This window comes from Citrifermentans bemidjiense Bem (genome assembly GCF_000020725.1).
Classification (GTDB): Bacteria; Desulfobacterota; Desulfuromonadia; order Geobacterales; family Geobacteraceae; genus Geomonas; species Geomonas bemidjiensis.
In genome coordinates, this window is the sequence record NC_011146.1 from 858,387 (window position 1) to 884,892 (window position 26,506).

The 26,506-nt window shown below is 61.6% G+C and carries 24 protein-coding genes; 18 read left to right on the forward strand and 6 right to left on the reverse strand.

Annotation, left to right across the window (positions count from 1 at the left end; all coding sequences use genetic code 11):
• The first annotated feature begins 110 nt into the window (after positions 1–110).
• Entirely contained in the window at positions 111–983 is an 873-nt protein-coding gene (gene hisG, locus GBEM_RS03595; protein ID WP_012529161.1) for an ATP phosphoribosyltransferase, read from the forward strand.
• A gap of 325 nt (positions 984–1,308) precedes the next feature.
• Positions 1,309–2,922: a methyl-accepting chemotaxis protein gene (locus GBEM_RS03600; protein ID WP_012529162.1), complete on the forward strand. Its 1,614-nt coding sequence runs from the start codon at positions 1,309–1,311 to the stop codon at positions 2,920–2,922.
• 127 nt (positions 2,923–3,049) lie between these two features.
• Here GBEM_RS03600 and GBEM_RS03605 read toward each other — a convergent pair whose 3' ends face one another.
• On the reverse strand, positions 3,050–3,238 hold the full coding sequence (locus GBEM_RS03605; protein WP_012529163.1) for a hypothetical protein: 189 nt from the start codon (positions 3,236–3,238) through the stop codon (positions 3,050–3,052).
• Positions 3,239–3,403: 165 nt separating this feature from the next.
• Positions 3,404–3,787, reverse strand: a complete 384-nt coding sequence (locus tag GBEM_RS03610) for a hypothetical protein (protein WP_148212887.1) — start codon at positions 3,785–3,787, stop codon at positions 3,404–3,406.
• A gap of 287 nt (positions 3,788–4,074) precedes the next feature.
• Between GBEM_RS03610 and GBEM_RS03615 the strand changes: the two genes are divergently transcribed.
• The gene (locus GBEM_RS03615; protein WP_012529164.1) at positions 4,075–5,265 is read left to right on the forward strand and encodes a PP2C family protein-serine/threonine phosphatase; all 1,191 of its coding nucleotides are present in this window, start codon (positions 4,075–4,077) and stop codon (positions 5,263–5,265) included.
• 49 nt (positions 5,266–5,314) lie between these two features.
• Here the strand turns inward: GBEM_RS03615 and GBEM_RS03620 are convergent, their stop codons facing one another.
• The 3 genes from GBEM_RS03620 to GBEM_RS03630 form a co-directional block, all read right to left on the reverse strand.
• Positions 5,315–5,506 (reverse strand): hypothetical protein, encoded by a 192-nt coding sequence (locus tag GBEM_RS03620; protein ID WP_012529165.1) that lies wholly within the window; start codon positions 5,504–5,506, stop codon positions 5,315–5,317.
• A gap of 51 nt (positions 5,507–5,557) precedes the next feature.
• On the reverse strand, positions 5,558–7,147 hold the full coding sequence (pckA, locus tag GBEM_RS03625; protein ID WP_041262604.1) for a phosphoenolpyruvate carboxykinase (ATP): 1,590 nt from the start codon (positions 7,145–7,147) through the stop codon (positions 5,558–5,560).
• Between the two features lie 148 nt (positions 7,148–7,295).
• The gene (locus tag GBEM_RS03630; RefSeq protein WP_083770298.1) at positions 7,296–9,182 is read right to left on the reverse strand and encodes a phosphoenolpyruvate carboxykinase (GTP); all 1,887 of its coding nucleotides are present in this window, start codon (positions 9,180–9,182) and stop codon (positions 7,296–7,298) included.
• A gap of 639 nt (positions 9,183–9,821) precedes the next feature.
• Here GBEM_RS03630 and rd point away from each other — a divergent pair.
• A complete protein-coding gene (gene rd, locus GBEM_RS03635; protein ID WP_012529168.1) occupies positions 9,822–9,980 on the forward strand; it encodes a rubredoxin in 159 nt (52 codons plus the stop codon).
• A gap of 45 nt (positions 9,981–10,025) precedes the next feature.
• Here rd and GBEM_RS03640 read toward each other — a convergent pair whose 3' ends face one another.
• Positions 10,026–11,096, reverse strand: a complete 1,071-nt coding sequence (locus GBEM_RS03640) for a pyridoxal-phosphate-dependent aminotransferase family protein (RefSeq protein ID WP_012529169.1) — start codon at positions 11,094–11,096, stop codon at positions 10,026–10,028.
• 349 nt (positions 11,097–11,445) lie between these two features.
• On the opposite strand from GBEM_RS03640, the gene der reads away from it, so the two are divergent.
• From der to GBEM_RS03710, 14 genes are all read left to right on the forward strand, one after another.
• Positions 11,446–12,768: a ribosome biogenesis GTPase Der gene (der, locus tag GBEM_RS03645; RefSeq protein WP_012529170.1), complete on the forward strand. Its 1,323-nt coding sequence runs from the start codon at positions 11,446–11,448 to the stop codon at positions 12,766–12,768.
• Positions 12,769–12,845: 77 nt separating this feature from the next.
• Entirely contained in the window at positions 12,846–14,624 is a 1,779-nt protein-coding gene (locus GBEM_RS03650; RefSeq protein WP_012529171.1) for a DUF4388 domain-containing protein, read from the forward strand.
• 1 nt (position 14,625) lies between these two features.
• Positions 14,626–14,991, forward strand: a complete 366-nt coding sequence (locus tag GBEM_RS03655; RefSeq protein WP_012529172.1) for a response regulator — start codon at positions 14,626–14,628, stop codon at positions 14,989–14,991.
• Positions 14,992–15,349: 358 nt separating this feature from the next.
• The gene (locus GBEM_RS03660) at positions 15,350–17,410 is read left to right on the forward strand and encodes a chemotaxis protein CheA (RefSeq protein ID WP_012529173.1); all 2,061 of its coding nucleotides are present in this window, start codon (positions 15,350–15,352) and stop codon (positions 17,408–17,410) included.
• Positions 17,410–18,210 (forward strand): ExeA family protein, encoded by an 801-nt coding sequence (locus GBEM_RS03665; protein ID WP_012529174.1) that lies wholly within the window; start codon positions 17,410–17,412, stop codon positions 18,208–18,210. Before GBEM_RS03660 ends, GBEM_RS03665 begins: the two co-directional genes overlap by 1 nt.
• 43 nt (positions 18,211–18,253) lie before the next feature.
• Positions 18,254–19,081, forward strand: a complete 828-nt coding sequence (locus GBEM_RS03670; RefSeq protein ID WP_012529175.1) for a chemotaxis protein CheW — start codon at positions 18,254–18,256, stop codon at positions 19,079–19,081.
• A gap of 22 nt (positions 19,082–19,103) precedes the next feature.
• The gene (locus GBEM_RS03675) at positions 19,104–19,502 is read left to right on the forward strand and encodes a response regulator transcription factor (RefSeq protein ID WP_012529176.1); all 399 of its coding nucleotides are present in this window, start codon (positions 19,104–19,106) and stop codon (positions 19,500–19,502) included.
• Positions 19,499–20,011 carry a chemotaxis protein CheW gene (locus tag GBEM_RS03680; protein ID WP_012529177.1) on the forward strand — a complete coding sequence of 171 codons (513 nt, stop codon included), beginning with the start codon at positions 19,499–19,501 and terminating at the stop codon, positions 20,009–20,011. The genes GBEM_RS03675 and GBEM_RS03680 overlap by 4 nt, the downstream gene beginning before the upstream one ends.
• Complete coding sequence (locus tag GBEM_RS03685) at positions 20,005–21,132, forward strand: response regulator (protein ID WP_012529178.1); 1,128 nt, start codon at positions 20,005–20,007, stop codon at positions 21,130–21,132. The genes GBEM_RS03680 and GBEM_RS03685 overlap by 7 nt, the downstream gene beginning before the upstream one ends.
• A 36-nt stretch (positions 21,133–21,168) precedes the next feature.
• Complete coding sequence (locus GBEM_RS03690; protein ID WP_226373954.1) at positions 21,169–23,151, forward strand: HEAT repeat domain-containing protein; 1,983 nt, start codon at positions 21,169–21,171, stop codon at positions 23,149–23,151.
• Positions 23,151–24,017, forward strand: coding sequence for a CheR family methyltransferase (locus tag GBEM_RS03695; RefSeq protein ID WP_012529180.1), 867 nt, complete (start codon positions 23,151–23,153; stop codon positions 24,015–24,017). Before GBEM_RS03690 ends, GBEM_RS03695 begins: the two co-directional genes overlap by 1 nt.
• Positions 24,014–25,081 carry a protein-glutamate methylesterase/protein-glutamine glutaminase gene (locus tag GBEM_RS03700; RefSeq protein WP_012529181.1) on the forward strand — a complete coding sequence of 356 codons (1,068 nt, stop codon included), beginning with the start codon at positions 24,014–24,016 and terminating at the stop codon, positions 25,079–25,081. The genes GBEM_RS03695 and GBEM_RS03700 overlap by 4 nt, the downstream gene beginning before the upstream one ends.
• Positions 25,082–25,106: 25 nt before the next feature.
• A complete protein-coding gene (locus GBEM_RS03705) occupies positions 25,107–25,928 on the forward strand; it encodes a GAF domain-containing protein (protein ID WP_012529182.1) in 822 nt (273 codons plus the stop codon).
• Between the two features lie 30 nt (positions 25,929–25,958).
• On the forward strand, positions 25,959–26,336 hold the full coding sequence (locus GBEM_RS03710; protein ID WP_012529183.1) for a response regulator: 378 nt from the start codon (positions 25,959–25,961) through the stop codon (positions 26,334–26,336).
• Positions 26,337–26,506: the final 170 nt, after the last annotated feature.

The window sequence follows — 26,506 nt, forward strand, 5'->3', positions numbered from 1 at the left end:
AAGCTTTGGATTTTCTCAAGCCTTTTGCTTGTCTCAGATTTCCTCAGAAGTTCTCCTTGTTAATGGTTCTCGGGTTTTCTGCTTTTATTCTATTGAATGGAGAGGGCACCATGGAACAGTTGAAACTCGGCATCCCCAAGGGGAGCCTGGAAAGCGCCACCGTCGATCTCTTCAAAAAAGCCGGCTGGCAGATATCTATCTCTTCACGCAGCTACTTCCCCACTATCGACGATGAGGAAATCAAGTGCTCGCTGATGCGTCCGCAGGAGATGGCGAAGTACGTCGAGCGCGGCACCATCGATGTCGGCATCGCCGGCCGCGACTGGGTGCGGGAGAACCAGTCGGACGTCCTTGAACTGTGCGAGATGGTGTACTCCAAGGTTTCCCGCCGCCCGGCTCGCTGGGTGCTGGTGGTAAACGGCGACTCCAAGGTGCAGGGCCCTGAGGACCTGCGCGGCGCGACCATATCGACGGAGCTCGTGGGTTTCACCAAGCGCTACTTCGCCGAGCGCAACATCCCGGTCAACGTGGAATTTTCCTGGGGCGCCACCGAGGCGAAGGTGGTCGAGGGGCTCTGCGACGCGATCGTTGAGGTGACAGAGACCGGCTCCACCATCAAGGCCAACGGTCTGCGCATAGTCACCGAACTGATGGAGTCCGTCCCGGTCATGGTGGTCAACAAAGCCTCCTGGGAAGATCCCTGGAAGAAGGCGAAGATCCAGCAGATCGCCACCCTGCTCCAGTCTGCGCTTAGGGCCGAGGGGATGGTTGGCCTGAAGATGAACGCGCCCGGGGCGAAGGTGCCGGCCATCACCGCCATTCTCCCGAGCCTCAACAACCCGACCGTTTCCAACCTCTACAACTCGGACTGGGTCTCCATCGAGAGCATCATGCCCGAGCAGGAGGTGCGCCGCATCGTACCCGAACTCCTCAAGCTCGGAGCGGAGGGGATCGTGGAGTACTCCCTCAACAAGATCATCTAGTCCGAATCTTAATCTTCTTCAGCTAATAGCTATGGCCGTACACTGACCGGCCTCCCAGAACAGGGAGGCCGGTCTTGTTGTTTATAGACACCTTTCTTATCCTGGACACTCGCATGGGATAATTTGACTATCATTTTGCTAAAGTTCCTAAAGGTGAGGGCGGCAGAGCCGATGAAGAATACTGACACAACCGAAGTGGGGGCTACTTGCGACTATACTGCCAGGACATTTTTCCCCCTCAAGTAAACAACATGAATGACGATATGGACCGGACGGTAAGTAAGCTGTCGGGTGCCATCGAAGTGGGATCAAAAGGAGATCGTGAATGAAGATTGGAGTTCGCCTCGGAGCGTGTTTTGGGATCATCATAGTGATCATGTTTTCGGTCACGGCCTTTACCGGCAACAGGCTTTCCTACATCAACAGCAGGGTCAAGGTCATCGTAGAGGATAAGTATCCCAAGACCGTTCTTCTGAACCAGGTGAACGAGAACATCAACGTCATCGCCCGCACCTTGCGCAACGCCGTAATCGTCGAAGATCCGGTCCTTGCGAAAAAGGAGCTGGAGCGCATTCCGGAGATCAGCAAGAGCACGGTGCAGTGCTTCGAAAAGCTGAAGAAGACGGCGACGAACCCTGCGGAACTTGCCGCCTTCAAGGAAATCGATGCGGTGAGGGGACCGTACAAGGCTACCCAGAAGGAGCTGGTCGCGCTGATAGAGGCAAACTCCAAAGCAGAGGCGGGGGCGCTGCTCTTGGGAAGGTACCGGGATGTACAGAGGGAGTACATAGCGGCGGTGAAGAAGATGATCGACGTGCAGTCGAACCATCTGGTCGATCTCGGGCGCAACGTCGAGGATGCCTATAAGCTCGCCAGGAACCTCAGCATACTGTTCTCCGCCATCGCCATGGTGCTCGGCGGGATCTTCGCCTACCTGGTCACCAGGAGCATCACGAAGCCGGTCGAGAACCTGGTGTCGGTCAATGCGAGGCTGGCCGAAGGCGACCTGACCGCCGTCCCCGAACTGCACGGATGCGATGAACTTGGCCTTCTTGCCGACTCCACCCGCAAGGTGGTGGCCAACATGCGCGAGGTTCTGGGGCAGGTGGCGCAAGCCTCGACCTCGGTCGCCTCTGCCTCCCAGAGGCTGCAGCAGACGGCTTCGGCCATCGCCACCGGCGCCGAGGACATGGTGGGGCAGATCAGTACAGTAGCGGTGGCGAGCGAAGAGATGGCCGCCACCAGCAACGATATCGCCTGCAACTGCGGCATGGCGGCGGAAAGTTCCCAGGCTACCAGCAGCGCGGCCGTCAAGGGTAGCGGCGTCGTCGACGAGACCATACAGGGGATGGGAAGGATCGCCGAGCAGGTAAAGGAGTCCTCGCGGACGGTGGAGAGCCTCGGGGTGCGCTCGGAGCAGATCGGCGAGATCGTGGGTACCATCGAAGACATCGCCGACCAGACCAACCTCCTTGCCTTGAACGCCGCCATAGAGGCCGCCCGTGCGGGAGAGCAGGGTAGGGGGTTCGCGGTCGTGGCAGACGAGGTGCGCGCGCTGGCGGAGCGGACCACCAGGGCGACCAGGGAGATCTCGGGGATGATCCAGAACATCCAGGGCGAGACCAGGGCCGCCGTAAAGGCGATGGAAGAAGGCGTAGCCCAAGTGGTCAAGGGTGCGGCCAGCTCCGAACAGTCGGGGGAGGCCCTGCAGGAGATCCTGCAGCAGGTGAACGAGCTCTCCATGCAGATCAACCAGGTGGCGACTGCGGCGGCGGAGCAGACGGCGACCACCAACGAGATCACGGCCAACGTGCAGCGGGTGAGCGGCGTGATCCAGGACACGGCACGCGGCGCCGGCGATACTGCGGCAGCGGCGGCCCAACTCGCGGCCCACGCCGATCAGCTGCAGGGGCTGGTGCGCAGGTTCCGGCTGGCCTAGCCATCATTTATGATTCAAGGGACCCATAGCAATCAGCGGGTCCTTTTCCAGGCGCAAAACGAGAGAGCCGCATCCATGACACGGCTCTCTCGTTTTGCATTAAAAGGCAACGATTCGCCTCAGGGGGTCACACCATCTCGCAGTCGTCCTCCGGCCAGCTGTCCAGGCTGCCGTCGGCCAACTCTACCTGCACCGTGTCCCCTTCTATAGTGCAGCCGTAGGAGAGGCCGGCTTCGCCGGTCTTTTTATTCCTCACCTGTACCCTTTGTTCTCTTCTTTCGGTGGTATCGCAAATCTCAGAATGTGGTCCTTTCATGACTGACCTCCTTCCTTTTGCTTAATGATAGCAGGGGCTGATACCATGCGCAACTAGACCGCAGTCGATCCACGGTGCTGTACCTCGGGGCGCTAGGGCATTTACACAAAATCCTTCACACGCCCCCGCCGGGTAGATGACTCGTGTGCATCAGCGGTATGTAACTCATACATCATGGTATGTAGCCAGCACATCGCGGTATGTAGCCAGCACATCGCGGTATGTAACCAGCACATCGCGGTATGTAGCCAGCACATCGCGGTATGTAACCAGCATATCGCGATATGTAACCAGCACATCGCGATATGTAACCAGCACATCGCGATATGTAACCAGCACATCGCGGTATGTAGCCAGCACATCGCGGTATGTAGCCAGCACATCGCGGTATGTAACCAGCACATCGTGGTATGTAACCAGCACATCGTGGTATGTAACCAGCACATCGTGGTATGTAGCCAGCACATCGCGGTATGTAACCAGCACATCGCAGTATGTAACCAGCACATCGCGATATGTAGCCAGCACATCGCAGTATGTAACCAGCACATCGCGATATGAAACTCGTACTATAAGTTCCGCAGGATCCGGTTGCACTGACTGGTCACGTTGCGCCTCCCTCTTTTGCCTGAACGAAGCGTTCGGGTGCATTGGTTTGCGATAGTTTTTCGCCCCCAGTTTAAGTTACACAATAATCAACCAATGCAAGTCAGCGCGAGGCACAAAATTATGCCGGATCTATCTGGTAACCACGCTAATGTCCGGGCCGTTGCCTGCCGATAAGTCCAAGTAACCTCCTTTCACTCATTCCGCATCGTCATTTCCAGGTGGTTTCTATGCGTACGACAATCCTCGTAGTAGATGACAGCAAGTCTATGCGCAGGATTATTGTGGACTCCCTTAAGGACGAGGGCTATGAATGCCGGTCCGCGGAGGATGTGGACACCGCCCTGATCGCTTTGGACGGGTGCGAGTTCAGTCTTGTGCTCTGCGACATCGAGATGCCTGGGCGCAACGGCATCTTCCTGCTCAACGAGATCCGCACCACACGCCCAGACACCTACGTCGTCATGCTGACCGGGGTCACCGACCCGGAGACGGTGATGCATTGCATCCACTTAGGCGCAAACGATTACCTGATGAAGCCGTTTACCTTGGAGCGCCTGCTGCTCACGGTGAGGAATGCTCTCCAACAGCGAAAGCTCTACCTTGAGCACAGGTCATATCAGGAAACCCTGGAGCAGAAGGTTCTGGAGCAAACCGAGCAGATACGCGCAAGCCTGTTGGAAAAAGCGCTCATCACCAAGGAGATGGAGATCGCCGGGGCCATACACGCGGCACTGGTCCCGCGGTTCATACCTTCTACCCCGCGCCTCTCCTTTGCCGCCCACTATCTCTCAGCCGGCCCTCTGGGAGGAGACTATTTCGACATATTCCACCGTGGCGACGGCTTGGTGGACGTTGTCATCGCCGATGTCGCAGGCCATAACATAGGGTCGGCGCTTATAGTGGCGCAGTTGCGCGGCGCCTTGCGGGTGCAGGCGTCGGCAGCGCGCCTTGGCTGCGCGGAGATGCTGAAGCTGATCAACGAATCCTTTTACGAAGATCTGACCGGCGCCGAAATCTTCGTGAGCATGCTGTACCTCCGCCTGGACGAGGTGAGCATGCAGCTGCAATACGCCTGCGCCGGCCACAACCCCGGCATCATGCTCCGTGCCGACGGCTCCGTGCTGGAACTCGACGCCGAGGGGATGATCATCGGCGTGGCGCGCGAGGTTGATTTCGAGGAGAAAGCGCTTCCCCTGGAGGCGGGTAGCCGCCTGATGCTTTATACCGACGGGATAGTGGAGGCGGAAAACGGCGCAGGTGAGCTGTTCGGGCTTGCCAAGTTTGTCGCATCGCTTAGCGAGGCGCGGGAGGGGGAGCCGGGCGTGCTGGTCGAGGCTGCGCTCTCTTCGATGAAGCGCTTCACCTCGGCCGCGCCGCTAAAGGACGACCTGACGGTCGTGGTGGTGGGAGTCTCATAAAGGAAAGGCCGCCCTGAATGCAGGACGGCCTTTCTTCTTTGTCTTGCTCTCAGGAAATCATCTCGCAATCATCCTCGGGCCAGCTGTCGAGGCTGCCATCGGAGAGCTCGACCTGGACTGTATCCCCCTCGATGGTGCAGCCGTAGCTCAAGCCTATCTCGCCGGTCCTGGTGTTCTTCACCCGCACCCGCTGCTCTTTCCTCTCGGTCGTGTCGCATATCTCTGAATGTACCTTTTTCATGGCAGCCTCCTCGGCTTCGAATTGGTGACAGCGGCGCCATCCGCTTTACAGCTAAAGGACGGAGGCGATCTCCGGCGACGTGGTGCTCTTGAACTGCTCGAAGTTGTGACGGAACATCTCTACCAGTTTCTGGGCGGTGGCGTCGTAGGCCCCCTTGTCGCTCCAGACGTTCCTCGGATTGAGGATGTCGGCGGGAAGGCCGGGACAGGCGGTGGGGATGTCGAGGCCGAAGACCGGGTCCTTGACGAAGCTGCCGGCGCCGAGGGTACCGTCCAGGGCGGCGTTTACTAGGGCTCGGGAGTAGGCGATCTTCATCCTTTCCCCGACGCCGGGGCCGCCGCCGCTCCAGCCGGTGTTGACAAGCCAGCAGGAAACCTGGTGAGAGGCGATCTTCTTTCCCAGGAGGTCGGCGTAAAGAGAGGGCCTGAGCGCCATGAACGGCGCTCCGAAGCAGGCGGAGAAGGTTGCCTGCGGCTCGGTAACGCCGGCTTCGGTCCCCGCCACCTTCGCCGTATACCCGGAGAGGAAATGGTACATCGCCTGCGCCGGGGTGAGCCTGGCGATCGGGGGGAGCACGCCGAAGGCGTCGCAGGTGAGCATGATGACGTGGTTCGGGTGCCCGCCGGCACCTGCGCCGACGATGTTGGGGATGTGGGTGATGGGGTAGGAGGCCCGGGTGTTCTCGGTGAAGGAGGCGTCGTCGAGATCGATGCGGCGCGAGATGGTGTCGATGGCGACGTTCTCCAGGATGGTGCCGAACTTCCTGGTGCACTGGTAGATCTCCGGTTCGCTCTGCGGGGAGAGGTTGATCACCTTGGCGTAGCACCCTCCCTCGAAGTTGAAGACGCCTGCGTCGTCCCAGCCGTGCTCGTCGTCGCCGATGAGAAGCCGGTTGGAGGCGGCGGAGAGGGTGGTCTTGCCGGTGCCGGAGAGCCCGAAGAAGATGGCGACCTCCCCTTTCTCCCCGGCGTTGGCCGAGCAGTGCATCGACATCACCCCTTTTTGCGGCAAGAGGTAGTTGAGCACGGTGAATATTGACTTCTTGATCTCGCCGGCGTAGCTGGTGCCGCCTATGATCACGAGCTTCCGGGCGAAGTTGATGATGATGAAGGCCTCGGAGTTGGTCCCGTCGGCTTTGGGCTGCGCGTGGAAGGCGGGGAGGTCTATTACGGTGAACTCGGTGTTGTGGGTGAGGAGTTCCTCCGGGGTCGCGCGCAGGAACATGTTGCGCGCGAATAGCGCGTGCCAGGCGCGCTCGGAGATGATGCGCACCGGGATCCGGTGCTCCGGGCTCGCCCCGGCGAAGCAGTCCTGCACGAAGAGGTCGCGCCCCTGCATGTAGTTCGTCATCTTCTTGTAGAGGTGGTCGAAACTCTCCGGCGGGAAGGGGCGGTTCACCTTGCCCCAGTTGATATGGCTGCTGCTTTCCGGTTCGTCGACGATGAACTTGTCGTTGGCGGCGCGCCCGGTATAGTGGCCGGTCTTTACGGTCAAAGCACCCAGGTGGGAGATGAGCCCCTCGCCTCTTCTTACCACCTGCTCGTAAAGCACCGAGGTGGGGGAGGTCCAGTAGATGAGGTTCGGGTTAGTGATACCGTGCTGCTCCAGACCGCTTCCCCGTGTGATGTCATTGAATCTCACGGCGCCCCCCTTTTTGATTCTCATTGGATTTGTAACAAGCTAATAAGATAGCAGGGGCGGGTATCTTTGCAACTGGCGCGGCAAAGCAAAGGGGCCCCGGTCGTTAAGACCGGGGCCCCTGCTTGTTTCATTGGATTTTCAACTTTCTCTAGTCGTTGAACCCTTCGGCGGAGAGCGGGTTGAACTGCTCCCAATGCTCCGGGGAACGCCAAAGGCCGGAGAGGATCATCTCACGGATGTGGAGGAACTCTTTGGGGAGGCGGTCGTACATCTTCACGAACAGCTCCTCGTGGGAGAGGATCTCCTCCTTCCAGACGTCGCGGTCGATGGACATGAGCTCGTGGTACTGCTCGCGGCTGACGGAGTTGAGGCCGGTCCAGTCGATGTCCTCGTAGCGCGGCATCCACCCCAGCGGGCTTTCCACGGAAGCTCCGCGGCCGTTGGCGCGGTCGGCGATCCACTTGAGGATGCGCATGTTGTCGCCGAAGCCCGGCCAGAGGAACTTGCCGTTGGCGTCCTTCCTGAACCAGTTGACCGAGAAGATGCGCGGCGGGTTCGGGGTGGTGCGCCCGACCTGCAGCCAGTGGTTGAAGTAGTCGGCCACGTGGTACCCGGTGAAGGGGAGCATAGCGAACGGGTCGCGGCGGACGTTGCCGATGGCGCCGACCGCAGCCGCGGTGGTCTCGCTACCCATGGTGGCCGCGAGGTAGACGCCGTAGCTCCAGTTGAAGGACTGGTACACCAGCGGGATCACGTTGTTGCGGCGGCCGCCGAACACGAAGGCCTTCATCGGCACCCCTTTGGGATCTTCCCAGGCCGGGTCGATGGAGGGGCACTGGTTGGCCGGGGAGGTGAAGCGGGAGTTCGGGTGCGCCGCGTTCCTGCCGCATCCTGCGGTCCACTCGTTACCCTGCCAGTCGGTCAGCTTCGCCGGGAGCTCGTCGGTCATCCCCTCCCACCAGACGTCGCCGTCCGGGGTGAGCGCCACGTTGGTGAAGATGGTGTTCTTGGCGCAGGAGTGCATGGCGTTCGGGTTCGACTTGAACGAGGTGCCGGGGGCCACGCCGAAGAAGCCGGCTTCCGGGTTGATGGCGTAGAGCTGGCCGTCGGCGCCGGGCTTGATCCAGGCGATGTCGTCGCCCACGGTGGAAACCTTCCAGCCGCTGTTCTTGAAGTGGTCGGGCGGGACCAGCATGGAGAGGTTGGTCTTGCCGCAGGCGCTCGGGAAGGCGGCGCCCAGGTAGGTCTTCTCCCCTTCCGGGTTCTCGAGGCCCAGGATCAGCATGTGCTCGGCAAGCCACCCTTCGTCCTTGGCGATCTTGGAGGCGATCCTCAGGGCCAGGCACTTCTTGCCCAGAAGGGCGTTCCCGCCGTAGCCGGAGCCGAAGGACCAGATGGAGCGCTCTTCGGGGAAGTGGACGATGTACTTCTCCTTGTTGCAGGGCCAGGTGACGTCCTTTTGTCCCGCGGCGAGCGGTGCGCCGACCGAGTGCAGGCAGGGGACGAACTCGCCGTTCTCGCCCAGGATGTCGACCACCTTCTTACCCATGCGGGTCATGATCTTCATGTTGACGGCGACGTAGGCTGAGTCGGAGATCTCGACGCCGATCTTGGCGATGTTGGAGCCCAGGGGACCCATGCTGAAGGGGATGACGTACATGGTGCGCCCCTTCATGCAGCCGGTGAAGAGCCCGGTGAGGGTCTTCTTCATCTCTTTGGGGGGCATCCAGTTATTGGTCGGACCTGCATCCTGCTTGGCGAGGCTGCAGATGAAGGTGCGGTCCTCGACGCGGGCGACGTCGCCCGGATCGGAGCAGGCAAGGTAGCTGTTCGGGCGCTTCTCGGGGTTCAGCTTACGGAAGGTGCCGCCTTTGACCAGCAGATCGCACAGGCTGTTGTACTCCTCCTCGCTCCCGTCGCACCAGTGGATGCTGTCGGGCTGGCACATCTCTGCTACTTCCTTGACCCAGGCGAGCAGCTGCTTGTTCTTTACCTCATAACTCATTTTTACTCCCTCCTTTGGGTATGACTCCATCGCATGCTTGGAAGAGACTGCGGTCTGCATGGTGCTGCCGATTTCCATCGTTTCCATGGCTGCCCTCCTCTGCCGTTACTGGCAGGAAGACCGAAAGGAGACGGAACGGAACCCCTGTCGCCGGGTCCGCTGCTGATTCCGGTCTGCGGTTAGTGTTTCGATGACGGGGAAATGGGTATGACACAGTTACGTGGGATTTTTTGAACGTCGCGTGCGGGTATTGGGAAGTGAGGCCCTCGCCCTTATTGACGATTCGCTCTCTGATATCGCGGTGCATTTTGCTGTTACTGTCTCTTAAGTTGCCCTGAGAGACCTGCACCTTTTTTGATGTCATGGAACGAAGTTTCTGTCCCCTCTCTGAGCCAAATTTTAATTATGGCAAAGTAACACAACGAGTATCAAAAGCAAGTTTAAATTGCGGTTCGCGCCTGAATTGACACGCTGTCTCCGTCTGTTAGACTAATGCCGGACTTGCCGCTGCGGTGCTGTCAGTAGCGCCTTTCTTCACTAAGTGCAGCTAGCGGCCACTGAGGAAGTTTACGCAATTATGAGCCGCTTTTATACGGCGGCGGTTCCCCGCTAGGTCGCCTGCGGCAGCCAGGGGAGACACGACGCACCAGGGAAAACAGGGGGTATCAAATGGAGCCTTATATCTGCACCGTCTGCCAATACGTCTACGACCCTTATCTCGGCGACCCCGACAACGGTGTCCCCCCGGGGACCCCGTTCGCCGACCTTCCGGTCGACTGGGTCTGCCCGGTCTGCGGGGTGGGCAAGGAGGCCTTTGAGCCGGAGTAACCGCAAAAAGGGGGGGAGCATGAACTGCTCCCCCCCCTCGTTGTTCTAGAGACCCTGCAGGATCCCCTCCATCTCGGTTGTGATTTCCTTGAGGTTTTCCAGCTGCATGTCCCCCATGTGGGCCACCCGGAAGGTTTTCCCCTTGATTTTGCCGTAGCCGTCGTCGAAGGCGAAGCCACGTTCGCCCAACTGTTTCTTCATAAGGCCCAGGTCGACGCCGCGGTCGTTGGAGGCGCAGGTAAGGGTGACCGAGCGGTACCCTTCCGCCGGGAAGAGGCCGAAGCCATGTTCCTTGACCCAGGCGCGCATGAACTCGGCCATTTTCGCGTGCCGCTCCCATCTCTTTTCCAGCCCCTCTGCGAAGATGCGCTCCAGCTGCAGGTCCATCGCATAGATGAGCGAGATGCAAGGGGTGGACGGGGTGTTGTTCTTTTCGTCAGCCGCCAGGAACTCCAGGAAGTCGAAGTAGTAGCCGCGCCCGGGGACCCCCTTGGCGCGCTCCAGCGCCTTCTCGCTGGCGGTGAAGACGGCAAGTCCCGGCGGGAGGGCGAACGCCTTCTGCACGCCGAAGACGCAGCAGTCGATTCCCAGTTCGTCCACGGGAAGCTTCAACGCACTCATGGAGGAGACGGTGTCGATGATGGAGACCACCTCCGGGTACTTTTTGAGCACCTGGGCGATCTCGGGAAGCGGGGACATGACCCCGGTCGAGGTCTCGTTGTGGATCAAGGTGATGGCGTCGTACTTGCCGGTGGCAAGAGCCGAATCGACCAGTTCGGGGGTGATGGGCTCGCCCCAGGCGACCTTGAAGGCGTCGGCTTCCTTGCCGCAGGCGAGGGTTACGTTGTGCCACTTGTCGGAGAAGGCGCCGTTGCAGAAGTTGGCGCAGCGTTTGCCCACGAGGTTTCTGACCGCACCCTCCATGGCGCCGAAGGCGCTGGAGGTGGAGAGGAAAACCCGCTCCTTGGTGAACATCAACTGCTTCAGCTTGTCCGTCACGCCCTTGTGCAGTTGCGCGTACTCGGGCATACGGTGGCCGATCATCGGCGTGCCCATGGCCTTGAGTATCTCCGGGCTGACCTCGATCGGTCCCGGGATGAACAGCTTCTTGTGCATGGTCGCTCCGTTTTTTGTCGCGTTGGATTTATCTGGTCGGCGGCTCGGGCGTCGTTAGGCGGGAGAAGAGGTGCGGCGCCGCTCGGGCCGGGCTATATGCCTGTTGCCGGCGGAGCGTCAACGTATCAGATGACGAGCCCAATGTCAATTGCGTCAATGGGGGTTCGCTGCGGGTGGTTTGGTAGCGGAAAAACCGGGTAAAGGGGAGATGACTGTTTTCTATCCGCTGGTATCTGTTGCTTATTCTCCTGCAAAATGTTACAGATAGCGGTTAGTTGTCAAATACATTAAAACGGAAAGTTGCGCCTTTTAACCGGTTTGAAGGCGACGTCTTTCCAGCTGGAACCAAATGAAACCAATTATTGCCATCGTCGGGCGCCCGAACGTCGGGAAGTCCACCCTCTTCAACAGGCTGGTCGGGCGCCGCAAGGCGATGGTCGACGATATGCCCGGGGTGACCCGGGACCGAAACTACGCGGAGGTGAACCGCTTCGACGTCCCCTTCATCCTGGTGGATACCGGCGGCTTCGAGCCGGAGACCTCCGACCGGCTTTTGCAGCAGATGAGGGAGCAGTCCCGCTTCGCCATGGACGAGGCGGACCTGATCCTCTTCATCATGGACGCCCGCGGGGGGCTGACGCCTGCCGACCGTGACGTCGTGGACATGCTCAGGCGCATCAACAAGCCGGTCTTCTACATCATCAACAAGGTGGACGGGGAAAAGCAGGAGGCCGAAGCGGGTGATTTCTATTCGCTTGGGGTCGATCACATCCACACCATCTCCGCCGAGCACAACCGCGGCGTGGGCGACCTCATGGACGAGGTGCTGGCCGCCATCCCCTACGACCGGGAAAAAGAGCTGGACGAGGAGATCACCAGGATCGCGGTGGTCGGGCGCCCGAACGTCGGCAAATCCACCCTGGTGAACCGGCTTTTGGGGTACGAGCGCGTGGTGGCGAATCCCACCGCCGGTACCACGAGGGACGCGGTCGACACCCGCTTCACGGTGAACAAGAAGCCCTACCTCTTGATCGACACGGCGGGGATCCGGAGGAAAGGGAAGACGGTCCAGAAGGTGGAGAAGTACTCGGTCATGGACGCGCTGCGCTCCATCGAGCGCGCCGACGTGGTCCTCATCGTGCTGAACGCGGAAGAAGGTGTGACCGAGCAGGACTCGAAGATCGCGGGATACGCCTACGAGGCGGGGCGCGGCTGCATCTTCGTGGTGAACAAGTGGGACACCCTGGCAAAGGACAACTCCAGCATCGCCAAGTTCACCGAGGAGATCCGGCGCAACTTCAAATACCTCCCCTTCGCGCCGATCCTGTTCGTCTCGGCGGAAACCGGGCAGAGGACCGGCAAGATCATCGCCGAGGTGGACCAGGTGATGGAGCAGTACTGCAAGCGCGTCACCACCGGCGAGTTGAACCGGGTCTTCACCCAGGCGGTTGACGAGAACCACGCGCCCCTTTCCGCGGGGAGGCGGGTGAAGTTCTACTTCGCGACGCAGGTGGCGGTAAAGCCCCCCTCTTTCGTCGTCTTCACCAACTGCCCTGAGGGGATCCACTTCTCCTATGAGCGCTATATCATGAACCGGTTTAGAGAGGCCTTCGGTTTCAACGGCACTCCGCTGAAGCTGATTTTCCGCGGCAGGGACAAGAAAGACGCCTAAATCATTCTTGCCTTGCCAGATACGATGGTTTAATATATGCCAATTTTTAACCCACCCCCCATGAGAGAGCGGCATCCATGAGTCTTGTCGGCAATTTGGAAGATCTCGGGCTTGGTGAGATCCTGCAGATCGTCAGCTTGAGCAGGAGATCCGGCGTGCTCTCCCTCGAAAGCCGGGGGAGGGAGGCGCGGGTTATCTTCCGCAACGGCCAGGTGATCCGCGCCACCTCGACCACCTTCCAGCAAAACCTGGGGGAAGTGCTGATCCAGCAGGGTGTCATCGACCTGGCCATCCTGAAGCGCGCCTTGAGCATCCAGGCGGAGGAGGGGTACTCCCAGCTTCTGGGCGGCATCATGATCGACCGCTTCGGGGTGAGCGCCGATGCCATCGAGGCGGTGGTGCGGGAGCAGATCGAGAACGTGGTCTACTCCCTGTTCGCCTGGGCCGAGGGGACCTTCGAGTTCGAGCTGCAGGAGGTGAACGAGGCGGACAGCACCAGGCTCGACCCTGTGCAGTTCATGCTGAAGCAGGGGTTGAACCCTCAGTACCTGGCCATGGAAGGCTCCCGCATCATCGACGAGCAGCGCCACCGCGGCGAGTCGGGGGACGAGATGGAGGCGCCGGCCGCACCCGAGGAGACCCTCGACCTTGCCTTTGACCTGCTGCAGGAGGCTCCGGCCCAGGCAGTAGCGTCCGCAGAGCCGATTCCCACGCCCGATTTCCCGCCCCCGCAACCAGACGAGCAGCAAGACGAGCAGCTTTTCCCTGCCGCCCCTTTCGCGAGCGCCGCCGAGGCCGAAGAACCTGCCGCGGCAGAGGCCCCAAGCCGCCTGGTGCTCGTGGACGACGACCCCGAGACGCTGGCCGCGCTGGCCGGGCTTTTGGAGCGGGAGGGTTACCTCGTCGACGCCCTGGAGAAAGGAGAGGACGCCCTGATCCGTGTCGACTCCCTCTTTCGCGAAGGGGTGCAGCCCACCGTAGTGGTCGACCTGATCATGCCGAGGATGGACGGCACCGGCATCCTGGGGGGGCTCGAGCTGATGGAGCTTGTGCGCAACAACTTCCCCGAGATCCCGCTTCTGGGCCTTTCCGACTTCCACAACGACGAGGCTCAGAAAAAGCTGCGCAGCATGGGGATTCCCATCCTGATCAAGCCGCTCAAGGGGGAGCTTGAGGATGCGCTGGACGTCTTCGCTCCCAGGCTTTTCAAGGCGCTTGCCAACCTCTCCTCGGTGGAGGAGGCCAGTTTCAGCAGCGTCAACATAGGCGACGAGTTGAGGCTGGAGCTGGGAGAAGAGCCGGCGCTCGTGGCGCCGCACGGAAACCAGAGCACCGGGATATCGCAGCTGCGCGGCATGCTGGAGGAGTTAAACAACCCGCAGTTGGGGGGCGGGATCATCCTTTTGGTGCTCCGTTTCGCCGCCGAATTCGTGAATCGGGCCGTGGTGCTGCTGGTCAAGAAGGAGTCTGTGCAGGGGCTCGGTCAATTCGGGCTTCAGGACAAGGACGGAAGTGCCGATTATAGGATCAGGAACCTTAGCATACCCAAGGGAGAGCCTTCGCTTTTCACCGAGGTGCTGGAGACCCGGTTCCCCGTGAAGGGGGAGGTGGAGCCCAGCCACTGGAGCAACTACTTCCTGGAGCAGCTAGGTGGCGGGCATCCCGCCGAGGCGTTCGTGGGGCCGATCGTAAGCGAGGGGAAGGTGGTTGCCGTACTTTACGGCGACAACCTCCCGGAGGCGAAGCCGGTAGGCGACACCGATTCGCTGGAGATATTCCTGAGCCAGGCCGGCATCGCGATGGAGAAAGCCCTGCTGCAGCGCAGGCTGCAAGACCAGGGACGGGGAGAAATTTGACGTGAAGAGGATTTTGATAGCAGAGGATTCGAACACCATGCGTTCCATGCTGGTTTCGACCATAGATGAGTTGGAGAAGTACAGCATAGTGGAAGCCGCCAGCGGGTTCGAAGCCCTGCGCCTTTTGCCGCGCGAGCAGGTGGACCTGATCATCACCGACATCAACATGCCCGACATAAACGGCCTGGAGCTGATCAGCTACGTGCGCAACAACCCCAACTACCAGTTGATCCCGCTCTTCATCGTTTCCACCGAGAGCGGCGAGAAGGACCTGGAGAAGGGACTGGCGCTGGGGGCAAACGAGTACATCGTGAAGCCGTTCGATCCGGTCCGGCTGCAGGAGCTGGTCTCCAAGTATCTCGACTAAACTGCCGTTCAATGTTCAACGTTCAACGTTCGAGAGGCATTCCGGCCCGTAGCGCCCGCACCGCGACGGCGCCCAAAGCCGAAAGCCGTTCAATGTTCAACGTTCGGCGTTCGAGAGTCATTCCGGCCCGTAGCACCCGTACCGCGACGGCGCCGTCAAGATGGAGCAAACGGAAGAGATGCAGTAGCTGAACGTTGAACCTAGAACGTTGAACCGGTTTTAAGTTAGAGCAGTCACGATGGACTCGAACGCGAGCAAATGCAGCAATTGAACGTTGAACGTTGAACGTTGAACATGTTTCAGAGATGCAGTTGCTGAACGTTGAACATTGAACGTTGAATGTTTTTGGGAAGGGTCTATGAGCGTTGACGAAAGCATAGGGAAGGCGGTTAAGGATTTTCTGGCGGAAGCAGAGGAAATCCTGGACCAGCTGAGCCTGGATCTGGTTTCCTTGAGCGACTGCGCGGACGGCGGCGAATGCAGCCCGGACCTGGTGAACTCGGTCTTCCGGGGGGCGCACTCGCTGAAAGGGCTCGCGGGGATGTTCGGCTTCACCGATATCGCCGAGCTTGGGCACCACCTGGAGAACCTCCTCGACGCGCTTAGGCTGGGCAAGGTGGAGCTGGACCAGTCCGTGGTGAGTACGCTCTTCGAGTCGACGGAGCTTTTGGGGACGCTGGTCAGAAACGCGGGCGAAGCGGTGGCGGAGCCGGTTGATCTCTCAGCCGCCATGCAGCACATCAACGACTGCCTCAGCAAAAAACCGGCGGGAGCGGGCGATTCGCCGCTGGCCAAGCTGAACCTCCCCGAGCGGGTCCTTAGCTCCATGACCGAATACGAGGAACACCGGCTCCTGGAGAACGTGAAGAAGGGGCGCCGGATCTATTCGATCCACATCTCGCTGCAGTTGACCAGCTTCGACTCGGACCTCATGGAGTTGACCGAGCAGTTGAAACTCGTGGGCGAGGTGATCAGTACCCTCCCCTCCGCCTCGGGGGGGCTCGCCGGCGGCATCGACTTCGAGATCCTCTTCGGCTGCGACCTGGAGGGCGCGGAACTCGCGCCGCTCATCGACCGCGACAACCTGGAGCTGACCGAGTTCGGAAAGCCGGCCGCCGCACCCGCCGTATCCGGTCGCGCCGCGGAGCCGGGACAGGCGCCGGACCGGGAGCCGGCCGAGGAGGAAGCCCACCTCCCGGCACCGGTCGAGCCGGGGGCGATCAGCGCCAAGAGCATGAGCCGGACGGTCCGGGTGGATATCGGCAAGCTGGACCTTTTGATGAACATCGTGGGCGAACTGGTGCTCTCGCACTCCATGATCGCCGAGGTGGCGGGGCGCATGCGCCTTAACGGGCTCCTCGTCCCCTCGCAGGAACTGGGGAAGGCGGCCAAGGGGCTGGAGAAGAAGCTTTCCGAGCTGCAGAAGGGGGTCATGGAGATCCGCATGATCCCGGTGGGCCAGCTCTTCGAGAAGATGTCCCGTATCGTCAGGAAGATCTCCCGCGAGCAGGGAAAGAAGGTGGAGTTGAAGCTCTTCGGGGCGGATACCGAGCTGGACAAGCTGATCATCGAGGACATCTCGGACCCGGTGATGCACATCGTGAGAAACTCCATCGACCACGGCATCGAGACCCCCGAGGCGCGGGTGGCCGCCGGCAAGGACGAGAAGGGGACCATAACCCTTTCCTCCTACCAGAAGGGGAATCACGTAGTCATCGAGGTGGACGACGACGGCGGCGGCATCGACGTATCAAGGGTGAAGAAGAAGGCGCTGCAGTTGGGGATGATCGGCTCGCTCGACGAGGTGAGCGATCGCGACGCCTTGGACTTCATCTTCCGCCCGGGCTTTTCCACCACCGACACGGTGAGCGAGATCTCCGGCCGGGGCGTCGGCATGGACGTGGTGCGCACCAACATAGCCGCCCTCTCCGGCATGATCGACCTGGAGAACTACCCCGGGCAGGGGGCGCGCTTCATCATCACGCTCCCCATCACCCTCGCCATCATCAAGGCGCTCATCATCACCGCGGCCGGCCGTACCTACGCGCTTCCCATCACCTCGGTCCTCGAAAGCATCATCGTGGAGCAAAAGGAGATCATGACCGTGGAGCGCAAGGAGGTGATTCAGCTGCGCGAGGCCACCCTTCCGCTTTTGCGCCTATCCGAGTTCTTCCAGCTGAAGGGGGGGGAGGCGTCCCCTGAGTCGTGCTACGTGGTGGTGGTAGGGGTTGCCGAGAAACGCCTGGGGATCGTGGTCGACGACCTTTTGGGGCAGCAGGACATCGTGATCAAGTCCATCGGCGACACCTTCGCCGGCTTCCGCGGCATCTCGGGAGCGGCGGACCTGGGGGACCAGCGCACCATCCTGGTGCTCGACGTGGGTAGCGTGATCGGCGAGGCGACCCGGGGGAGTGCCTGATGTACAAAGAGTTTTACGGCCTGGCCGAAAAGCCGTTCAGCAAGACCCCGGATCCCCGTTTTCTCTACATGAGCTCGGGGCATCAGGAGGCCCTGGCGCGGCTTGAGTACGCGGTGGAAGAAAGCGAGATCGCCCTTTTGACCGGCGACATCGGCTGCGGCAAGACCACCATCTCTCGCGCGCTCATGGACCGGATGGGGGACCGCTACCACTTCCTGTTCGTGTTCAACCCGAGGCTCACCGCGGACGAGCTTTTGCGCGTGATCGCGTCGGGGCTTCAGGTGGAGAGCCCCTCGCTGCAAAAAGACCTGCTGCTGCAGGAGATCACCGGCGCGCTATACCGCATGCACGGCGAGGGTCGCATCCCGGTGGTGGTAATCGACGAGGCGCAGCTGATCCCGGACCGCGAACTCTTCGACGAGCTGCGGCTGTTGACCAACTTCCAACTCGACGACATGAACCTGGTCAGCGTCATCGTCATGGGGCAGCCGGAGCTGCGCGGTATGCTGGCTTCGCCGGTTTACGAGCCGTTCCGCCAGCGCATCTCGCTCAACTTCCACCTGGCGCCGCTGGGGCTGGAGGAAACCCTGGAGTACCTCGATTTCCGCATCGTCGCGGCCGGCGGGGAGCCGGGGCTTTTCTCGCCCGACGCGGTGCAACGGATCTACGAGCTTTCCGGAGGGGTGCCGCGCAGGATCAACGCCGTGGCCACCAATGCGCTTCTCATCGGCTTTGGAAGGGACGCCTCCTGGATCGATGCCTCCATCGTCGAGGAGACCGCGGCGGAGCTGCTCTCCTAGCAATTTAAAGCAGCAGACAGAACGGACAACGGGTTTAGGGACTATGAATCTAGCCGAGATCAGAAAGAAGGCTCTCAGGGGAGAGACGCAAGGTACCGCCAGGGAAGAGGCTTCCGAGCCGGTGGCATCGTGGCAGATCCCCGTCATCGATCCGTCCCCGGTTGCCGCGGTGGACGACCCGCCGCAGTTTCCCGCAGCCGATTTCGGCGTCGAGGAGTTTCCCGCGCCGGAGTTCGACGCGCCGGGGGGCGAGGGGGGGGCACAGGTCCCGTGGCGGGCCGAGACGAGCCGGCAGCCGGCTGCGGAGACGAACAGCCTGCAGTTGCTTGCGCTTCCCTGCGACGACGACCCCGACGACTTCGACCCCGCGACCGTCATCCTCAGGGGGCGGGAAACCGCTTCCTTCGAGGGGGAGCTTTCCCAGCAGGAAGAGGTGGCGGCGGCCAGCGTGGAACTCCTTTGTTTCAGGGTGGCGAACGAGGAATACGCCATCAGCATCATGGACATCAAGGAGATCATCAAGCCGCGCGAGGTGACCGAGGTGCCCCGGGTACCCGACTTCGTGCGCGGCATACTCTCCCTGCGCGGCAACATCATCCCCATCTTCGACATGCGGGTGCGCCTGGGTCTTGCCGGCGGCTCCCGCTCCGAGCGCGAACGGGTCATCGTGGTGAGCCGCCAGGGCGGCTTCGCCGGGGTGCTGGTCGACGAGGTGGTCCAGGTGGTGCGCATACCCGAGGAGGGGATCGAGCCTCCCCCTGTGGTGCTTGAGGGAATAGACCGGGAATTCGTGCTCGGCATCGGCCGGGTCGCCGGCAGGATGCTGATCCTGCTCGACATGGAAAAGGTGCTGGACGTAGGGCTTTTGTAGCAGGCCGCGGGGAGGGAGTCGCATGGAGAAAAACAGGATCCTTGTAGTCGAGGACGAGGAGAGCTTGCTGAAACTGGAGAGCATACTCTTCACCTCGAAGGGGTACCAGGTGACCGGCGTCAGGGGCGGGGTCGATGCCTTGCGCTCCATCTCGCAGGATCGGCCGGATCTCGTGGTGCTCGACATCATGCTTCCCGACATGGATGGGTTCGAGGTATGCCGCAGCATCAAGGAGGACCCGGAGACGAGGTCCATTCCCGTTGTCATGCTCACCGCGAAAAAGAGCAGCCGCGACCTTGAGGCCGGCCGCGTAGCCGGGGCCGACGCCTACATCACCAAGCCTTTCAAATCGGTGAAGGTGCTCGAGGTGATCGGGGGGCTTTTGAAGAACCAGGCGACCGGCAGGGGAGACCGTTCTTGACGACACAGGAGCTGCAGGAAATACAGGTTGCCTGCCTGAAGATGGGAGACGGTCTCTACGCCGTCGACATCATGAGGATCAGGGAGATAATCCGGGTCCCGAGGCTCGCCCCGCTTCCCCGGGCGCTCCCCTTCGTGGAGGGGGTGATCAACCTGCGGGGGAGCGTGATCCCGGTGCTGGACCTAAGGAAGAGGTTCGGGCTTCCCCCCGCCGAGAACTCGGAAAACGCCCGTCTTTTGATACTTTCCATTTCCGGCCAGCCCATTGCCCTCATGGTGGACGAGGTGACCGAGATGATCACCATTCCGCTCAGGGAGCTGAAGGCGCCGCCGCGAGGGGTGCGCATCGTCGGCGGCGAATACATGGTCGGGCTCTGCCTTGTGCGCGAGGTGCCGGTCATGCTGCTCAATATAGACGCTCTGCTTACCTTCCAGGAAAAAGCTGAGCTCGGCATCTTCTCCCCCCAGACGGGGGGCACTTCCACGAACAAAAAGAGCTCCGCATGCTGATTGTCTGCCCCAATTGCAAGAAAAGGTTCAACGTGGATCCGGGAACGCCGGATCAGCCCAAGAAGCTTCGCTGCTCCAACTGCCGGGCCGTTTTCCGCCTGGTCAGGAAGGGGGAGCGCAGCGAGGGGGCAAAGTCCAAGCTCAAGGTGGTGATCGCCAACGAGAGTGCGTCCTTCTGCCAGGCCGTGGAGAAGGTGCTTTCCCACGAGCCGTTCCAGCTCTTTCTCTGCACCGACGGGAAAGAGGCCCTGGAAACGGTGCAGCAGGTGACGCCGGACGTGCTGCTTCTCGACGTCGCCCTTCCCACCATGTTCGGTTTCGAGGTTTGCGAAAGGGTGCGTCAGGACCCGGCGCTGGCCAACGTGAAGATCGTGCTGATCGCCTCCATTTACGACAAGACCCGCTACAAAAGGTCCCCCAATTCGCTTTACGGCGCCGACGACTACATCGAGAAGCACCACATTCCCGATTCGCTGGTCCCGATGATCTACCGCCTTGCCTCCGGAAGCGAGCCGCAGGCCCAAAGCCCGACCGAAAGCGAGCTGGCAGAGCAGGAGGAGACCCGCAGCGAGATCCGCCAGTGCGAGGTGGAGGAAACCTCCACGGTAGAGGTGGCAGCGCCGGCAGCGGAGCCCGCGGCAGAGCCCGTGGCAGAGCCCGTGGCAGAGCCCGTGGCAGAGCCCGTGGCAGAGCCCGTGGCGCCGGTGCAGTCGGACCAGTCGGACCAGTCGGACCAGTCGGACCAGTCGGACCAGTCGGACCAGTCGGACCAGTCGGACCAGTCGGACCAGTCGGACAGATCCGAGTCGGACAGCGCCCCTGCACCCGCCGCTGCCCCTGCACCCACGCCTGCACCTGCTTCCGAGGAGGTTCCGCCTGAGCATGTGAAGGCACGGCGCCTGGCCAGGATCATCGTTTCGGACATCGTCCTTTACAACCAGGCAAAGTTCGAGCAAGGGGTGCGCGAGGGGACGTTCCACCAGCTATTGGCCGACGACATCCGCGAAGGGGAGAACCTCTACCGGCAAAGGGTGTCCCAGCAGGTGCGCGACACCACCTCCTTCCTGAAGGAAGCCTTCGAGGAAGTGATCGCAAAAAAACGCGCCGAACTGAACCTCTAGGAGTCACCTCTGGCAACTGTCCTAAAAGACATCACGATAAAACTCAGCAGCCGCGACGAGGAGGAACGGCGCCTTGCCGTGCTGGCCCTGAGGGACCACCCCTTTGCGAGCACCATGCAGCTCCTCTTCAAGGCCATGGGGGACGAAAGCTGGCGCGTCAGGAAAGAGGCGGTCACGGCGGTTCTCCAGGCGCAACCGCTCGAAGCGCCGGTGCTCGAAGCCTTGATCGCAGCGCTGCGCGCCTCTGAGAACGCGGGGCTCAGGAATTCCGCGGTGGAGGCGCTGGAGCTGATCGGCGCCGCCGCGGTGCAGCAGCTCTGCGCGCACCTGAACGACCCCGACCCCGACCTGCGCAAATTCGTCATCGATATCCTCGGAAACATCGGCTGCGAAAAGTGCCTCCCGCTTCTGGTCCGGGCTCTCGACGACGACGACATGAACGTGCGGGTCGCCGCCGCTGAAAACCTGGGCAAAATTGGGGACGCGGGCGCTCTGCCGCACCTGTTGACGGTGCTGGAGGGGGGGGAGATCTGGCTCAAGTTCACGGTGCTGGATGCTCTGGCCCTGATCGGCGCCCCGGTGCCGCTCGTCTCGCTTGCTCCGCTGCTTCAGGAAAGCCTGCTCAGGCGCGCGACGTATGATTGCCTCGCGGCCTTAGGCGACGTCCAAGCCCTTCCCATACTGCTGCAGGGGCTGCAGGAAAAGGCGAAGAACGCCCGCGAGGCGGCCGCCATGGCGCTGATGCGGGTGCGTGAGCGCCTGCCGGCCGAAAAGCAGACCTCCCTGGTCGACCTTCGCTTGCAGGAAATGAGCGGCGGCCCAATCGCCAAGAAGCTGATCGATTCGCTGCACAGCGAGGACCCCGTGGTCCTGAGCGCGCTGGTCCGCATCGTGGGGACCATCGGGGACACGCGGGCGGCGCTGCCGCTTTTGCACGTCTGCCGCAGCGAACGGCTCAGAGACGTCTGCATCGACGCGTTCCGGCGCATCGGCCCGAAGCTTTTGCCGGAACTCGTGGATCATTTCCCGGCCACGGTTCCCATCGAGCGCGCCGTGATAGCGCAGCTCCTCGCCGAGTTCGGCGACACCGGCCATGAAAAGCTCCTCCTCGACGGGCTCCTCGACGACTCGGCCCAAGTCAGGCGCTCTTGCGCGCTGGCCCTGGGAAGGCCCAAATCCCAGGGAGCCGTGACGCGCCTGGCCGAGCTGCTCGATGACGACGAGCCGCAGGTGCGCGAGGCGGCCCTGGAGGGGCTGCGGGCGTTTGCGGCCACCGAACCCGCCACCCTGAGCACGCTGGCCTCGGCGCTCACGCGCGCGCAGCTCCCCGCCAAGAGGCGCAACGCGGCTCTCATTCTCGGGGCCCTTGCGGACGGCGAGCGGCTCTCTCCGCTGGTGAAGGACGAGGATGCAACGGTGCGCCAGGCGGCGGTGTCGTCGCTGGGGCGGGTCGAACTTCCCCAGGCGCTCTCGCATCTGGCTCTGGCGCTTTCGGACGAGGAACCGGAGGTACGCCTGGCCGCGGCGCATGCCCTCTCCGACCGTGGGGGACCCGACGCGTTGGCGCCGCTTTTGCTGGCCTTGAACGATAGCGATCCGTGGGTGCAGACGGCGGCGCTCAGGGGGCTTGCCCTCCTGGGCGACTCAGGCGCTCTTCCCGGCGTCATCGCGCTCTTGGACCAGGCCTGCGGCCCGGTGCTGATCGCCGCTCTTTCGACGGTGGCGGCGCTTGGGGGGGCAAATGCCCTTGCCCCGGTGGAGAAGGCGCTTTCTCACAGCGACGAAGAGGTGGTGGAGGCGGCAATCGAGATCCTGTCCGGTTTCGGCTGCGGCTGGATCGATGGGCACAGTGCCACCCTTCTTGCCCATCCGCACTGGGTGGTGCGGCGCAGCTTCGTGCGCGCCCTGGCGAAACTTCGGGGGGCGGAGTCCATGGCGATCCTAGACCGGGCGCTGGCAAGCGAGTCGGACCAGTTGGTGCGAAGCGAGATTGCGGCATTGCTCGGCAGGTTGCGCTGATGCCGTTCTTCGAACCCGAACTGCACCTTACCGAAGAGGAATTCCGCCTGATCAGGGACCTGATCTATCATCACTGCGGCCTCTTTTTCGACGAAGACTCCAAGTACCTCCTGGACCGGCGCCTTTTGCAGAGGGTCACCCTCCATAACCTCTCCGGGTTCAGGGAGTACTACCAGTTCCTGAAGTACGATCGCAAGAAAGAGCAGGAGATCTCCGACATCATGGATCTCCTCACCACCAACGAGACCTACTTCTTCCGCGAGGCGTTCCAACTCCGGGCCTTCACCGACGAGATCGTCCCCGAGCTGATGAAGCTGAAACGCGACCGCACCCTGCGCATCTGGAGCGCCGGCTGTTCCACCGGGGAGGAGCCGTACACCATAGCGATGCTCCTTCTGGAGATGGGGGGCTTCGACGGGTGGCGCATAGACATAGTCGGCTCCGACATAAGCCACAGGGTGGTGCAGCACGCCCGCAAGGGGGTCTACGGCAAGGCCTCGTTCCGCGCCACCGAGGAACGCTACCTGAAGCGCTTTTTCACCGAGACCGAAGGCGGATACCGGGTCAACGACGAGGTCCGGGAACTGGTCACGGTAAGCCAGATGAACCTCTTCGACCAGAACCGCCTGGCTCTTCTGGGAAAGATGGACGTGATCTTTTGCCGCAACGTCATCATCTACTTCGACGAGGCCTCGAAGAAGAAGGTGATCGAAGCCTTTTACAACACGCTGCGGGGCGGAGGGTACCTCCTTTTGGGGCACTCCGAATCCCTCATGAACATCACGACGTCATTCGCGCTCAAACACCTGAAAAACGACATGGTCTACCAGAAAACCAACAGTACCGGCGGCGGAGTGGTCACGTGAAAAGAATACGGGTAGTAGTCGTCGACGATTCGGCATATAATCGCCGCGCCATAACCAGGATGCTCGAGGAGCTTCCGGGGGTCGAGGTGGTGGGGTACGCCACCAACGGGGAGGAGGGAATCAGGCGCGTGATCGACCTGACCCCGGACCTGGTGACCCTCGATCTCGAGATGCCGAGGATGGACGGCTTCACCATGCTGCGCATCCTGATGGCCAACACGCCGGTCCCGGTCATCGTGATCAGCTCCACGAGCGGCGACGAGAAGGTGTTCAAGGCGCTGGAACTGGGGGCGGTGGATTTCATCGCCAAGCCCACCAGCGTCATCTCCGACGAGCTTTTGAAGATCCAGCAGGACCTGCACGAGAAGGTGCTGAGCGTCTTCAAGCTGAACATGGCGCGTGTGCAGAAGCGGAGCGAACCGGAGCCCCCCGCCCCGGAGATCGCCATTGCCGCCCCGCCTGTCGGGGAGGCCGGGGCCATCGACATCGTGGCCATAGGGGCATCTACGGGCGGGCCTCCCGCGCTGCAGCGGATCTTCGCCTCTTTCAAGGACGCCCCCCCCTTCGCCATGGTGATCTCCCAGCACATGCCGGCGGGCTTCACCACCGCCTTCGCCGAAAGGCTCAACCGCAGCACCGGTTTCGAGGTGAGGGAGTCAAAGGACGGCGACGAGGTGCTTCCGGGTCGGGCCCTGATAGCCCCCGGCGGCAAGAACCTGGTCTTCGCCCGGATGGCGGACAAGGTGGTGGCCCGCGTCGTCGAGCCCGGGCCCAAGGACCGCTACATCCCTTCGGTGGACGTCATGCTCCGCTCCTGCGCCGAGCTGTACCGGCAACGGATGCTGGCGGTGGTCTTGACCGGGATGGGGAACGACGGGGCGCTGGGCGTGCGCGAGGCGAAGAAGGCGGGCGCCCAGATCGTGGCGGAGTCGGAGGAGAGCGCGGTGGTCTTCGGCATGCCGCGGGAGGCGATAGCCACGGGGCTGGTGGACAAAGTGGTGCCCATGGACGATATGGCACGCGAGATCATGCATCGCTGCGGCTTTATGCCGCGGTTTGGCTGACAACAAGACGAAAACCGGAGTGCGTATGCAAAAGGACGATGAACGTATGGTTCATAGCAGGGGCGAGGAGTTTCTGCAGGTTTTCAAAAAAGGTGCCGAGTTCACCCAGGACCTGCTCAAGGAGAACGAGCGGCTGCGGTTCAGGGTGCTCGAGCTCGAGAAGTTCCAGACTTCAGGCGGCGAGGCCGGGGGCGGAGCCGACCTGAGGAAGCTCACCGAGCGGATCGCCGATCTCGAAGCCGAGAAGCAGGAGATCCTGGACCGGATCAAGCACGTCGAGGAGGAGAACCAGGACTTCGCGGCGCGCTACCTGGAGATCGAGGACGAGAACAACAACCTCGCCAACCTCTACATTGCGAGCTACCAGCTGCACTCGACGCTCGACTTCAAAGAGGTGCTCCAGATCATCACGGAGATCATCATCAACCTGATCGGGGCCGAAGAGTTCGCCATCATGCTCCTGGACGAGAAGAGCGACGAGATCCAGGCTGTGGCCACCGAAGGGGTGGAGCGGAGCGAGATCCCGTCGGTGCGGTTGGACATGGGTGTCATCGGCGAGGTGGCAACCTCAGGCGAGAGCCATTTCGCCACCGACTTCGACGCCTACGAGCGCGACTTCACCACGCCCATGGTCTGCATCCCGCTCAAGATCAAGGAGCACGTGATCGGCGTCCTCGCCATCTACAAGCTCCTGATGCAGAAAAAGGAGTTCGCGCCGGTCGACTACGAGCTGTTCACGCTCCTGGCCGGGCACGCGGCGACCGCCATCTTCAGCTCCAGGCTCTACAGCGATTCGGAGCGGAAGCTGTCGACCATACAGGGATTCATTGATCTCTTGACCAAATAATCAGCTATTGAAATGGGGGATACAGGTCAGATGTCAGATTACAACGTTTTGATAGTTGAAGATTCGCCGACCATGAGGCAGCTCATCGCCTTCGCCTTGAAAAGGATCCGCGGCGTCCGCATAGTGGAGGCCAACGACGGCGTCGACGGGCTGAAAAAGCTCTCCTCGGAGCGGTTCGACCTGATACTCACCGACATCAACATGCCGATCATGGACGGGTTGAAGCTGGTGAGCCTGGTGAGAAACGACGCCAACTACAAGGCGATTCCCATCGTGGTGATCACCACGGAAGGGGCGCAGGAAGACCGGGAGCGCGCGCTGGCCCTGGGGGCGAACGACTACATCACCAAGCCGATCCAGCCCACGAAGATCCTGGACGTGGCGAAGAGCCTGCTCAAGATCGCCTAGAGCCACTGGGCTCTTGCCGCGGCGGGAGAGGCGCTGGCTGAGCGCATCGCCCACCCGGCACCCTCCGAGGGGAACAAAAAAGCCACCCCTGCGGCCCCGCCGGATAAGCTGCCGCGGTTGCGTAGTCCTTTGCGGACTGGCGGCGCTGCTGCCGGTGCGGCGCTGACGCT